Below are 12,990 nucleotides of genomic sequence, written 5' to 3'. Positions count from 1 at the left end.
TTGAATTCATAGTAAGACCGATCGCTCAACTTTGTTAAACTGATCCCATCATGGTTATGACGACACGTTGGGGGATAAAACGATGAAGTTGATGTTTGCATCTGACCTGCATGGTTCTTTGAGTGCGACTGAACAGGTGTTGCGTCTGTTCGAACAAAGTGGCGCAGACTGGCTGATTCTGTTAGGGGATTTTCTGAATCACGGGCCTCGCAATCCGTTGCCGGACAACTACCAGCCAGCGGAAGTGGCGACCCGGTTGAACGCCTATAACAAACGTATTATCGCGGTGCGCGGAAATTGTGATAGCGAAGTGGATCAGATGCTGCTGAATTTCCCTATCACCGCACCTTGGCAACATGTGCTATTGCCGAAGAATCGCCTTTTCCTTACGCATGGTCACCTTTATCATCCTGAAAACTTACCGCCAATGAATGTTGGCGATGTACTGGTTTATGGACATACTCATATTCCGGTCGCCGAACAACGGGGAGAGATCTACCATTTCAATCCGGGGTCCGTCAGTCTGCCTAAAGGTGGTTTCCCGGCGAGCTATGGAACGCTGGAAGATGATGTCTTGCGTGTTCTTCCTCTGTCTGCTGGCGAGCCTATTGCACAGGTGATAATTAGGCACTAGTTTAAGACAGTCAATAAAATCTATTATTTTAAACAGATGCGCGCTGCAATGCGCTAAGACTAAAGGGTTTTAAAGGATGGCGGAACAAAATCGGTCAGCAGGCACGGAGTGGGTGGATATTGTCGATGAGAACAATGAGGTCATTGCTCAGTCGAGTCGTCAGCAGATGCGTGCTCAAAGTCTTCGTCATCGAGCGACCTACATTGTTGTGCATAATGGCATGGGCAAAATTCTGGTGCAGCGCCGTACCGAAATCAAAGATTTCTATCCGGGATGGTTGGATGCGACGGCGGGCGGCGTGGTGCAAAGCGGCGAGCAGATGCTTGAGTCCGCACGGCGTGAAGCCGAAGAAGAGCTCGGTATTGCCGGTGTTCCGTTCGCTGAGCATGGGCTGTTTTATTACGAGGCGGAAAACTGTCGGGTGTGGGGCGGGCTGTTTAGTTGTGTCACGCATGGACCATTTGCGTTACAGGAATCCGAGGTTGATGAAGTCAGTTGGTTGTCGCCGGAAGAAATTACCGCTCGCTGTGACGAGTTTACGCCTGATTCACTTAAAGCCTTGTCGCTATGGTTAACGCGCTACAACGAACAGGATTACGGCAAACCGCTGCTCCATGAAGCGCAAACTAAAGTAGAGCTTGAAAGTCAGGGATTTTCCGGTGACGGCGAATCGGCTGAAACCGAGAAGTAAATCCGTCTCTTAACTTGTTTTCAGTGTATCTCATCGCTATCAAACACCGGCCTGATGGGGGATGTCGTCCCAAGTCGTACTCACGATTATGACGACGGGATATGAGTTAAAAAAAACGCCAGCCGAAGGGCTGTAATGCCAGTCAGTTAAGCAACTGACTGGCCCTTTTTCGGGGCTGAGGTGTATTTCCAGGGCCTCTCCTTTACCACTCTCGGGAAGGCCCTTTCCCTTCTTGTCGGTAACTTTACCAGTTGCCCCATACTTTCAAGATCACCCATCAACTCCGGGATTCGCCCCGGTGAAGCGCCCTGCAGGGTCATCAGCATTCTCATTACCATTCCGCATGACTCTGAGAAGCTCAGCTGATTCGGCCAGTATCCTTTCAGATGTCCCGCCATTTTTATCATCTGATATCTCACCAGATTATACGCCAGTAATACCCCCCACAGTTCCTGCTCCACAAGCTCCGGCTTTTTACTTCTCAGCGTCAGCCTGCTCAGCTGCATCGTCTGTTTTATCTCCCTGTATCCCAGTTCGATCTCCCAGCGATGACTGTACAGGTCTGCCATTTCTCCACCGGGGTAACGCATGGCGTCCGTCATCGACGTTAGCAGATGGACGACTTTTCCTTTGCGCGTCACGGTCAGCAAACGAGCTGTCATCTCATTTCCCAGACCCGGCCACTTTTTTCGTGCCTGTGGACTGGTTTTCAGCTTCACCAGATGGTCGCCTTTACCCAGTTTTCCGACCTCTTCATACTGAGCTCCCTTTCTGAGAGCAAGCATCCAGTGGCGGTGCTCTCCCGCCTGGCTCCAGGCATTTAACAGCCCCAGTGAGTAATAGCCTTTATCCATTAACGTCAGGGTGTTATCTCCGGTTTGCTCTATAAGTTGCTCAGCGAGCTCATTTTCGCTGTTTTTCATTGTGCCGAAGGCAGCTGCCGTCAGCAGATGGCTGGTCAGCTCCATCTGACAGACCATTTTTACCTGCGGGTAGAGTCCTGGTTTCCCGCCATGCGTCTGGCGGGGGAAGGCGATATCGTTTTCTGGCGTGTCCGGTGTTCGCCAGAACACACCATCGATGGCCAGCAGGGTCAGGCCGCACCAGTGCGGATGCGGCGTGGCGTTATGCCAGAGCTGCGCTGTTTGCGTGAACACGCGGCGGACGGCCTCGCTTCGCAGACGCTGACGGGCCTGGATCACAGCGCTGGGTGCGACAAAGGGACGACGGCCCGGCAGCATGATGTCCAGCCGATTAACGAGCTGATGGAGGGGTTCTTTACGTTCAAGGGCCATACCGACGATACACCAGACCATCATTTCCAGCGGCAGACGACGTTTGCGCAGGGTGACGGTGCCGGCTTCGGCAAGACAGCGGGAAATGAGTTCCGGGTTCAGATAATCACCCAGAGAAGTCAGCGGGTTACGCAGAGAATCGTAACGGGATACCAGATCAAGAGCCTGTCCAATGTGCATAAAAAAATCCGGAAACGGGTGAGCATTTCCGGATTCTTACACAGCCACTGGATCGGTCAACCGATCCTTAACTGATCGGCATTACAGCCGAAGGGCTGGCGTTTTAGTGACCAAGGGGGCATCAGTTAAAGCTGAGTCGCCTGGATCGCAGTCAGGGCAACGGTGTAAACGATATCGTCCACCAGTGCGCCGCGCGACAGGTCGTTAACCGGTTTGCGCATACCTTGCAACATCGGTCCGATGGAGATCAGATCTGCTGAACGCTGTACCGCTTTGTAGGTGGTGTTGCCAGTGTTCAGATCGGGGAAAATGAACACGGTTGCTTTACCTGCAACCGGCGAGTTCGGCGCTTTGGATTTTGCAACGTCCGCCATGATAGCCGCGTCATACTGCAACGGGCCGTCGATAATCAGGTCAGGGCGTTTTTCCTGAGCAATACGGGTTGCTTCACGAACTTTTTCCACATCGCTACCGGCGCCGGAGTTACCTGTAGAGTAGGAAATCATGGCAACGCGCGGATCGATACCGAAAGCGGTAGCGGAATCGGCGGATTGGATCGCGATTTCAGCTAACTGTTCAGCCGTGGGATCTGGATTGATGGCGCAGTCGCCGTAAACCAGAACCTGCTCAGGCAGCAGCATGAAGAACACGGAAGATACCAGAGAACTGCCCGGCGCAGTTTTAATCAACTGCAACGGCGGACGGATGGTATTGGCTGTGGTGTGAACCGCACCGGAAACCAGACCGTCAACTTCGCCTTGTTCCAGCATCAGCGTACCCAGAACGACGTTGTCTTCCAACTGCTCACGCGCAACGACTTCGGTCATACCTTTGCTTTTACGCAGTTCGACCAGACGTGGGACATAGCGTTCACGAACGGCAACCGGATCGATGATCTCGATACCTTTACCCAATTCTACGCCTTGAGCGGCGGCGACACGCTGGATTTCTTCCGGGTTACCCAACAGTACGCAATGCGCGATACCTCGTTCAGCACAGATGGACGCGGCTTTGACGGTACGTGGTTCATCACCCTCAGGCAGAACGATGCGTTTACCGGCCTTACGTGCCAGTTCGGTTAACTGATAGCGGAACGCTGGCGGCGACAGGCGGCGTGAACGCTCAGATTCGGCACTCAGTGAATCGATCCACTGGGTATCAATGTGGCGCGCCACGTATTCCTGAACTTTTTCCACGCGCTGATGATCGTCGGCCGGCACTTCAAGGTTGAAACTTTGCAGGCTGAGCGAAGTTTGCCAGGTGTTGGTTTTGACCATAAAGACAGGCAGGCCGGTCTGGAAAGCGCGTTCACAAAGTTTGCTGACGCTAGGGTCCATTTCATAGCCGCCGGTCAGCAGCAGAGCACCGATTTCCACGCCGTTCATTGCTGCCAGACAAGCGGCAACCAGCACGTCAGGGCGGTCTGCGGAGGTAACCAGCAGTGAGCCCGGACGGAAATGTTCCAGCATGTGAGGAATGCTGCGTGCGCAAAACGTCACGGATTTAACGCGGCGGGTCTGAATATCCCCGTTGTTGATAATACGGGCATTCAGGTGTTTCGCCATATCGATTGCACGAGTGGCGATCAGGTCAAAGCTCCACGGAATACAGCCCAGTATCGGCAATGGACTGTTGGCAAACAGCTGTTTCGGATCGATATTGGCAACGCTGGCCTTGGTGGAATCATCGAAAATTTCAGACAGGTCGGGACGAGTTCGCCCCTGCTCATCTACCGGGGCATTCAATTTGTTGATAATCACGCCGGTGATGCTTTTATTTTTGCTGCCGCCGAAGCTGGAACGTGCCAGTTCGATACGCTCTTTCAACTGTGCCGCCGAGTCGTTGCCGAGCGACAGTACGAAGACGATTTCCGCGTTCAGGGTTTTGGCGATTTCGTAGTTCAGCGCGTTAGCGAACTGATGTTTACGAGTTGGAACCAGACCTTCGACCAGCACCACTTCCGCATCTTTGGTATTTTCATGGTAGCGGGCGATAATGTCTTCCATCAGGATGTCCTGCTGGTTGGAGCTCAGCAGCGCTTCAACATGGCTTATCTGTAACGGTTCTGCCGCATTGATGGAGGAGTTGGCGCGAATGATGGTGGTGGTCTGGTCTGGCGAGTTGTCGCCGGCGCGGGGCTGGGCGATCGGTTTGAACACGCTCAGGCGCACGCCTTTTTGTTCCATGGAGCGGATGACACCCAGGCTGACGCTAGTCAGACCAACGCTGGTGCCGGTAGGGATCAACATGATTGTACGGGACACGGCTAAACCTCTTAACGGTTGCTCGTTAGTCAAAAACAACTCCGTCAGCCTGAGCTGACGGAGTTGGCGTTCATTTTACGCGGTCAGACGGAGGGCGTCTTGGGCGATAACCAATTCTTCATTGGTCGGAATGACTAGCGCCGGACGGGTGCCGTCTTTGGCGATGTTGCCGCCTTTGCCGAAACGTGCGGCCAGGTTGCGTTCGTGGTCGACGTCAAAACCCAGTAGGCCCAGTTTTTTCAGCGTCAGATCACGTACCATCGCCGCGTTTTCACCAATTCCGCCGGTGAAGATAACCGCATCCAGACGTCCTTCCATCAGGGCGCTGTAAGAACCGACGTATTTAGCCAGGCGGTGGCAATAAACATCCATTGCACGTTTGGCGTCTTCTTTAGTCGCATAGTTCTCTTCAACATAGCGGCAGTCGCTGGTGACTTCAGTCAGACCCAACAGACCGGACTCTTTGGTCAGCAGCTTATTGATGGCGTCCACGCTCATGCCCAGTGAGTCATGCAGGTGGAAAACGATCGCCGGATCGATATCGCCGCTGCGCGTACCCATCACCAGACCTTCCAGCGGAGTCAGACCCATTGAGGTGTCAACACATTTGCCGTTACGGACGGCAGTAACAGAACCGCCGTTGCCCAGATGACAGGTAATGACGTTCAGTTCATCGACCGACTTATTCAGGACTTTGGCCGCTTCCTGAGTCACATAGTAGTGGCTGGTGCCATGTGCGCCGTAACGACGAATGTGGTGATCTTTATACAGTTTGTACGGCAGGGCGTATAGATAGGACTCTTCCGGCATGGTCTGGTGGAAAGCGGTGTCGAAGACAGCCACGTTCTTATCAGCCAGGCTCGGGAAGGATTTCAGCGCTTCTTCTATGCCGATCAGGTGAGCCGGGTTATGCAGAGGTGCAAAAGGTATGGAATCTTTGATACCCTGAAGCACATCGTCGTTGATGATGGCGGACTGTGTGAATTTCTCACCGCCGTGAACGATACGGTGGCCGATAGCAACCAACTGAGCAGACAGTTCTGGTTTTTGAGCCAGAATGTTGCTGACGATGAAGTTCAGCGCTTCGCTGTGAGCTGCGCCGGCACCCAATTCGGCTTCTTGTTTGCCGCCGTCCATTTTCCACTTGATACGGGCTTCAGGAAGGTTGAAACATTCGGCTAAACCGGATAGGTATTCTTCCCCGTTAACAGCATCAATGATGGCAAACTTCAGGGATGAACTACCACAGTTAAGAACCAGTACTAACTTACTCGACATGAAAGTACCTACTTGTTATACATGGTTAAAAAAATGTCATACATGGGTTAGTCTATCGCATTCCGCTGTTGACATTTATGATTAACATCATGACTTGGTGCGATACACCTGACATGACAATGAGAAAGCGCCGATGTTACCCGAACGGGGATACTGAATGAACAGTATATTGAACAGGACGTCGGTGCTATGAAACCGCAGCTTATAAAAGCGATGAATAACCGCGTTGTGGCTGTTGGCAGCGCTTATTGTGCTGAGGGAATGTACTCCCTGCGTGTAGTCATACTACTTTTTTATGTATAGCGTATAGCGGCCCCAAATGGCCGTTCTAGAATACCGATAGCGTAAGGCAAACACAAAATATATTTTAGCCTTATCAACTTGAGTTGTTGATTTGTGCAAAAGTTTTATTTCTTATTTTTAAAGTTGAGGTGTGACTATGGCAACGAAGCCGAGCGGTAGAATCAGTTGGCTACAGTTACTCCAACGTGGGCAGCACTACATGAAAACGTGGCCTGCCGATAAACGTCTAGCTCCAGTTTTTCCTGAAAATCGAGTGGCGCGCGCCACTCGATTTGCCGTTCGTTTTATGCCGCCGCTGGCGGTGTTTAGCCTGACCTGGCAAATAGCGCTCGGGGGACAGTTAGGCCCCGCCATCGCCACCGCGTTGTTTGCCTGTAGCTTACCGATGCAGGGGCTGTGGTGGCTGGGACGCCGTTCTGTGACACCGCTGCCGCTTACGCTATTGAACTGGTTTCATGATATCCGTCATAAGCTGCTTGAGTCTGGTTTGGCGCTGGCTCCGCTGGAAGAAGCCCCGACCTACCAGTCGTTGGCCGATGTGCTAAAGCGTGCGTTTAGTCAGCTCGATAAAACGTTTTTGGACGATCTGTGATCTGTATCAGACTGGGCGCACAAGGTAGATGATTTTTCGCTTTCCTGCTGTTTAAATCAAAAAACTTTCCGTGACTGCGATGACGAAATTTAGTATGCAACTCAGCTTCAATAGCATCGTAATCAGCGACATGCCGGGATGAGGTTCAGGAGAGCACGATGGAAATGACAAACGCCCAGAGATTGATCCTTTCGAATCAATATAAAATGATGACCATGCTTGATCCGGAAAACGCTGAACGTTATGGCCGGCTGCAAACCATTATTGAGCGGGGCTATGGTTTGCAGATGCGCGAATTGGATCGTGAGTTTGGTGAACTGAGCGAAGAAGTATGCCGCACAATTATCAATATTATGGAAATGCACCACGCTTTACAGGTGTCATGGGACAACCTGAAACATAAACAGGATTTGGACCAACGCCGCCTGGCCTTTCTGGGGTTTGATGCGGCGACGGAAGCACGCTATCTGGGCTTTGTCCGTTTTATGGTGCATGTGGAAGGGCGCTATCCGCATTTTGACTCTGGTACGCATGGTTTTAATGCGCAGACTAAAATGTGGGACAAATACGACCGCATGCTGGCGACCTGGCAGTCTTGTCCACGCCAGTATCATTTGAGTGCGGTTGAAATCGCACAAATTATCAACGCCTGATAAATTTCAAAGGGGCTCTCTGTGGAGTGTAAAGGTTTTCTCTTTGACCTTGATGGTACGCTGGTTGCGTCATTACCCGCCGTTGAACGCGCCTGGATTAACTGGGCAAAAGTACACGATATCGATCCACAGGACGTTCTGAATTTTATTCACGGTAAGCAGGCGATCACTTCCCTGCGTCATTTCCTCCAGGGACAAAGCGAGGAGACGATCCAGCAAGAGTTTTATGCGCTGGAGGAAATCGAAGCGGCGGATACGCGGGGCGTTGTCGCTATGCCGGGAGCGAAAGCCCTGTTAGCGCGGCTGGATGAGTTGAATATCCCCTGGGCCATTGTCACGTCGGGCACGGTTCCCATTGCCAGCGCGCGTCATCGGGCCGCTGGATTGTCCGCGCCGCAAGCCTTTATTACCGCAGAACAGGTTGTTCAGGGTAAACCACATCCTGACGCTTACTTGCTCGGCGCGCAGCAACTGGGACTGAAACCGGCTGATTGTGTGGTGGTCGAAGATGCGCCGGCGGGCGTATTGTCCGGGTTAGCGGCAGGGTGTCAGGTTATTGCGGTCAACGCGGCGTCCGATATGCCGAAACGGGATCAGGTCGACCTGGTTTTAGATTCGCTGGATCAGATTCGGATTGAGAAATCCGGTAATGGCGTCACCGTCATTTATGGTCAATGAGTTTCAGTAATTGACTGATAAAAGCGCGACTAACTATGATCAAACCTCGTATCTGCGAGGTTTTTTTATGGCAAACTATCGCTGTCGACCATAAACATGTTCCTGTATTTTTAGGCATTCTGAAAGTACTCCCACCAATACGCTCTTTCCGTCAGGGGAACCGTTTTGAATAGCGAACTTCTCTGGGTCTTATCTCTGTTGCTGATCGCCGTTGTGTTGTTTACCACCAATAAATTACGTATGGATGTTGTTGCTTTATTGGTCATTATCGCATTTGTTTTGAGCGGAACGCTGACGTTGCCTCAGGCGCTGGTGGGTTTTAGCGATCCGAATGTAATTCTGATTGCTGCGCTGTTTGTTATTGGTGAAGGTTTGGTGCGTACCGGCGTTGCCTATCAGGTGGGAGACTGGTTGGTACGGGCCGCAGGCAGCAGTGAACTCAAAATGCTGTTATTGCTGATGGTGACTGTTGCCATATTGGGTGCATTTATGAGCTCAACTGGCGTGGTGGCTATTTTTATTCCTGTTGTGCTGAATGTCTCTGCACGAATGAAAACGTCGCCGGGCAGATTGATGATGCCGTTAAGCTTCGCCGGGCTTATCAGCGGAATGATGACGCTGGTGGCGACGCCGCCCAATATGGTCGTCAGCAGCGAGCTTATACGTGAAGGCATTGAGGGGTTCAGTTTTTTCAGCGTGACACCAATAGGCATGGTGGTGCTGTTGATTGGCGTTGCCTACATGACGGCGGCGCGCTATTGGCTCAGCAGCGCTGAAACGGAAGCCTCGAAAGATGTCTGGAAAAGGAAAACGTTTCGCGACCTGATACGAGATTACAAGCTGACGGGCAGGGCGCGGCGTTTGGCCATTCTCCCCGGTTCACCTTTGATTGGTCATCGCCTCGACGATCTTCGTCTGCGTCAGCGCTATGGCGCGAATATCGTCGGGATTGAACGCTGGCGAAAATTCCGTCGTGTGATGGTCAGCGTGGCGGGCAATACCGAGCTTTGTTTGAATGATGTTCTGCTGATTGATATGTCAGCGTCGGAAGTTGATCTGCGTGAGTTCTGTACTTCACAGCGTCTGGAACCCATGGTACTGCGCGGGGAGTATTTTTCAGAACAGGCGCGAGATGTCGGCATGGCGGAAGTGTCGCTGATTCCCGATTCCGAACTGTTGGGAAAAACGCTCTATGAGGTAGGATTCCGCAGCCGCTATGGGTTAAGCGTGGTCGGCATTCGCCGCAATGGTGAGGCGATGGAAGGGGTTTTGGCGGATGAGAAACTTCAGCTCGGCGATATTCTGCTGGTCATTGGCGACTGGCGAATGATCCGGCAGTTGCATACGCAGAAAAACAATTTTCTGTTGCTGAATTTGCCTGCGGAAGTGGACGCTGTCACGCCAGCGCTCAGCCAGGCTCCCCATGCGTTATTCTGTCTGGCGTTAATGGTCGCCATGATGCTGACGGATGAAATTCCCAATGCGATCGCCGCGTTGATCGCCTGTTTATTGATGGGCAAATTTCGCTGCATTGATATGGAAGGGGCTTACCGGGCGATTCACTGGCCAAGCATTATCCTGATTGTGGGGATGATGCCGTTTGCGCTCGCCTTGCAGCAAACAGGCGGCGTGACATTGATTGTCAATGCGTTAATGGATGTCGCCGGGGGGGCCGGGCCTCATGTCATGCTGGTTTGTATATTCGTGTTATGCGCGGTTATCGGGCTGTTTATCTCAAATACAGCAACCGCGGTGTTAATGGCGCCGATTGCGATAGCCGCGGCAAAGCAAATGGGCGTATCACCTTATCCCTTCGCCATGATCATTGCCATTGCCGCTTCCGCAGCGTTCATGACACCCGTTTCATCACCAGTGAATACGCTGGTGTTAGTCGCGGGGGGATATAAGTTCAGCGACTTTATCCGAATCGGTGTGCCATTCACCCTGCTGGTGATGGTCGTCAGCGTAATGATGGTGCCGTGGCTGTACCCTTTCTGATTGCAAACGTGGGCTGTTAATCAGCAAACATTACAGCGGAGAGTCCTGGCTGATTTCATCCAATGACAGGCTAAAACTTGGAATAAAGACCTCCATAAAATAGTCCATTTCCGGGCTATTCCGTAGCTGTAACGTTTTCTCCAACCGGGCTTTAGCCAATGTAAACTCCGTGTTGCCCGCAGACAACTCTTCCAAACATTTCAGGTAGGCGCAAAGCGCATCGGCCTGTTTGACAATCGCTCGTTCGTCCTCGCTGGTATATTGCCCATCCAGAAGCGAACGGTAGTCCTGCTGCAATTCATCAGGAAGCATCGCGATCAGTTTTTGCTGGGCGATCTTCTCAATTTTTTTGTACTCATGAGCAATTTGCGCATTGTAATACTTGATCGGGGTAGGCATATCGCCCGTCAACACTTCGCTGGCATCATGGTACATGGCCAGTAGCGCAATGCGTTCTGCATTCATATCGCCATTGAATTTTCGGTTTTTAATCACGGCTAGAGCATGGGCGACAAAAGCCACCTGCAAACTGTGCTCAGAGACATTTTCTGTGCGAACGTTTCGCATCAGCGGCCAGCGGCTAATCAGTTTCAGACGGGATAAGTGAGCAAAAAAGTGACTCTGATTCATAACATCTCTCAGACAGCGGCGCGGTGGAAATCTATTGTGAGCACTTGGGCGGGATTATGCAAATCAGACAGATTATCGCCGGACAGAGAATTACCCGGCAATAAACGGCATCGGCTATTGGTGATAACCCTCAAGAAAACGTCCGAGTTTGAGGACGGCCATATCAAGTTCGTCGATGCGTGGCAGTGTCACAATACGGACGTGATCCGGATGGGGCCAGTTAAATGCGGTTCCTTGTACCAGCAACACTTTTTCCTGCAACAGCAGATCCAGCACCAGCTTCTGGTCGTCATGGATATTGAAGCGTTTGGCATCAATACGCGGGAACATATAGAGCGCACCGCTGGGTTTGACGCAGGATACGCCGGGGATTTGATTGATCAGTTCCCAGGCGCGGTTACGCTGTTCATACAAACGCCCGCCGGGCTGGATAAATTCGTTGATACTTTGATAGCCGCCAATCGCAGTTTGAATGGCGTGCTGCATTGGCACATTTGCACACAGGCGCATTGACGCCAGCATTTCCAACCCTTCGATATAGCCCGTGGCATGCTGCTTAGGCCCATTCAAGACCATCCAGCCCTGTCGGAAACCGGCAACGCGGTAAGTTTTTGATAAACCGTTGAAGGTGACGGTCAGCAGGTCAGGCGCCAGCGCCGCAATAGAATGGTGCTGGGCATCATCGTAGAGAATTTTGTCATAAATTTCGTCGGCGAAAATAATCAGGTTATGTTCGCGGGCGATTGCCACGATTTCCAGCAACAGCGCTTTGCTATACACCGCGCCTGTCGGGTTATTAGGATTGATGATGACAATACCGCGGGTACGCGGCGTGATTTTTTTACGGATGTCATTCAGATCGGGGAACCAACCGGCTTCTTCGTCGCAGAGATAATGTACGGCATTCCCGTTAGAAAGTGACACGGCAGCCGTCCACAGCGGATAATCCGGCGCGGGGACCAGCATTTCGTCGCCGCTGTTCAGCAGAGCTTGCATTGATTGCACAATCAGTTCGGAAACACCGTTGCCAATATAGACATCTTCAACGGTAATATCGCGCATATCTCGGGCCTGGTAGTGCTGGACAATGGCCTTACGCGCGGAATACAGTCCTTTGGAGTCACAGTACCCTTGCGCTGTCGGTAAATTGCGGATAACGTCAACGAGGATTTCGTCTGGGGCTTCAAAGCCGAAAGGCGCTGGGTTACCAATGTTTAGCTTGAGTACTTTATTACCTTCTTCTTCAAGACGTTTGGCTTCTTTCAGAACTGGACCACGAATGTCATAACAAACGTTCTCCAGCTTCTTGGATTTTTCAATTGGAGACATAAAATTACAAACCTTTTGCGGGAAAAGCATATTCCTGGGTGGAATAGCATAACCTGCTTAATGTACTCCTCCCGTGGTGTCTTTTGAAGAATGTTCATCGCTTTATCTGAGAATGTCAGCGTTGTCACCCTATGGTAGAGTCTACTAGTACACTAGTGCCAGAGGTGTAGGTTTGATGGAGGGGGGGCGTCAGTTTGTAAGTGTTTTCTCTACAACAATCGGTATCAGGTTATTTTAAATAACTGAGAATTTTTATTTTTCAGGGTGAAAAAAAGGAAGCGCTTTTTTATTCCGGCAAGGATTAAGTTTGGTGAATCATTTAAGGCAAAGAGATTCATCAATTGAAATGACGATAGTGGTAACGAAATATAAGTATTTTTTTGCCCTTATCGTGCGTCTGCGATAATGTCTTCAGATGTATGGGTTGTTCCCACTACATGTAATAAAACACCAGGAATGCTTTTG

At 51.4% G+C, this 12,990-nt stretch carries 11 protein-coding genes; 6 read left to right on the top strand and 5 right to left on the bottom strand.

Annotated features, from left to right (window positions below):
* The first annotated feature begins 82 nt into the window (after positions 1-82).
* Together yfcE and yfcD are read left to right on the top strand one after the other, a co-directional pair.
* Positions 83-634 carry a phosphodiesterase gene (gene yfcE, locus EH207_RS11860; RefSeq protein WP_137714176.1) on the top strand — a complete coding sequence of 184 codons (552 nt, stop codon included), beginning with the start codon at positions 83-85 and terminating at the stop codon, positions 632-634.
* A gap of 76 nt (positions 635-710) precedes the next feature.
* On the top strand, positions 711-1,325 hold the full coding sequence (gene yfcD / locus EH207_RS11855; protein ID WP_137714175.1) for an NUDIX hydrolase YfcD: 615 nt from the start codon (positions 711-713) through the stop codon (positions 1,323-1,325).
* A gap of 146 nt (positions 1,326-1,471) precedes the next feature.
* On the opposite strand, the gene EH207_RS11850 is transcribed toward yfcD, so the two are convergent.
* From EH207_RS11850 to ackA, 3 genes are all read right to left on the bottom strand, one after another.
* Positions 1,472-2,800 (bottom strand): IS4 family transposase, encoded by a 1,329-nt coding sequence (locus EH207_RS11850; RefSeq protein WP_137714174.1) that lies wholly within the window; start codon positions 2,798-2,800, stop codon positions 1,472-1,474.
* 125 nt (positions 2,801-2,925) lie between these two features.
* On the bottom strand, positions 2,926-5,064 hold the full coding sequence (gene pta, locus EH207_RS11845; RefSeq protein WP_137714173.1) for a phosphate acetyltransferase: 2,139 nt from the start codon (positions 5,062-5,064) through the stop codon (positions 2,926-2,928).
* Between the two features lie 75 nt (positions 5,065-5,139).
* Positions 5,140-6,342: an acetate kinase gene (gene ackA / locus EH207_RS11840; protein ID WP_137714172.1), complete on the bottom strand. Its 1,203-nt coding sequence runs from the start codon at positions 6,340-6,342 to the stop codon at positions 5,140-5,142.
* A gap of 439 nt (positions 6,343-6,781) precedes the next feature.
* Between ackA and yfbV the strand changes: the two genes are divergently transcribed.
* The 4 genes from yfbV to EH207_RS11820 all read left to right on the top strand — a co-directional run bounded on the left by yfbV (position 6,782) and on the right by EH207_RS11820 (position 10,566).
* On the top strand, positions 6,782-7,237 hold the full coding sequence (yfbV, locus tag EH207_RS11835) for a terminus macrodomain insulation protein YfbV (protein ID WP_137714171.1): 456 nt from the start codon (positions 6,782-6,784) through the stop codon (positions 7,235-7,237).
* Between the two features lie 158 nt (positions 7,238-7,395).
* A complete protein-coding gene (locus tag EH207_RS11830; protein WP_137714170.1) occupies positions 7,396-7,890 on the top strand; it encodes a YfbU family protein in 495 nt (164 codons plus the stop codon).
* 21 nt (positions 7,891-7,911) lie between these two features.
* Entirely contained in the window at positions 7,912-8,568 is a 657-nt protein-coding gene (locus tag EH207_RS11825) for a sugar phosphatase (RefSeq protein ID WP_137714169.1), read from the top strand.
* A gap of 165 nt (positions 8,569-8,733) precedes the next feature.
* A complete protein-coding gene (locus tag EH207_RS11820; protein ID WP_137714168.1) occupies positions 8,734-10,566 on the top strand; it encodes an SLC13 family permease in 1,833 nt (610 codons plus the stop codon).
* Between the two features lie 30 nt (positions 10,567-10,596).
* Here EH207_RS11820 and yfbR read toward each other — a convergent pair whose 3' ends face one another.
* Together yfbR and EH207_RS11810 are read right to left on the bottom strand one after the other, a co-directional pair.
* Positions 10,597-11,196: a 5'-deoxynucleotidase gene (gene yfbR, locus EH207_RS11815; protein ID WP_137714167.1), complete on the bottom strand. Its 600-nt coding sequence runs from the start codon at positions 11,194-11,196 to the stop codon at positions 10,597-10,599.
* Between the two features lie 114 nt (positions 11,197-11,310).
* The gene (locus tag EH207_RS11810) at positions 11,311-12,525 is read right to left on the bottom strand and encodes a pyridoxal phosphate-dependent aminotransferase (protein WP_137714166.1); all 1,215 of its coding nucleotides are present in this window, start codon (positions 12,523-12,525) and stop codon (positions 11,311-11,313) included.
* Positions 12,526-12,990 lie beyond the last annotated feature (465 nt).

Source organism: Brenneria rubrifaciens (assembly GCF_005484945.1).
Classification (GTDB): domain Bacteria; phylum Pseudomonadota; class Gammaproteobacteria; order Enterobacterales; family Enterobacteriaceae; genus Brenneria; species Brenneria rubrifaciens.
Note: the sequence above shows the minus strand (reverse complement) of the source record. Positions and strands in the feature narration are given on the sequence as shown.

What these genes read in the sequence shown, in the direction of transcription:
- yfcE (WP_137714176.1), top strand. Translation starts at nt 83, where the DNA reads ATGAAGTTGATGTTTGCATCTGACCTGCATGGTTCTTTGAGTGCGACT.
- EH207_RS11850 (WP_137714174.1), bottom strand. Translation starts at nt 2,800, where the DNA reads ATGCACATTGGACAGGCTCTTGATCTGGTATCCCGTTACGATTCTCTG.
- ackA (WP_137714172.1), bottom strand. Translation starts at nt 6,342, where the DNA reads ATGTCGAGTAAGTTAGTACTGGTTCTTAACTGTGGTAGTTCATCCCTG.
- yfbR (WP_137714167.1), bottom strand. Translation starts at nt 11,196, where the DNA reads ATGAATCAGAGTCACTTTTTTGCTCACTTATCCCGTCTGAAACTGATT.
- EH207_RS11810 (WP_137714166.1), bottom strand. Translation starts at nt 12,525, where the DNA reads ATGTCTCCAATTGAAAAATCCAAGAAGCTGGAGAACGTTTGTTATGAC.
- yfbV (WP_137714171.1), top strand. Translation starts at nt 6,782, where the DNA reads ATGGCAACGAAGCCGAGCGGTAGAATCAGTTGGCTACAGTTACTCCAA.
- yfcD (WP_137714175.1), top strand. Translation starts at nt 711, where the DNA reads ATGGCGGAACAAAATCGGTCAGCAGGCACGGAGTGGGTGGATATTGTC.
- EH207_RS11830 (WP_137714170.1), top strand. Translation starts at nt 7,396, where the DNA reads ATGGAAATGACAAACGCCCAGAGATTGATCCTTTCGAATCAATATAAA.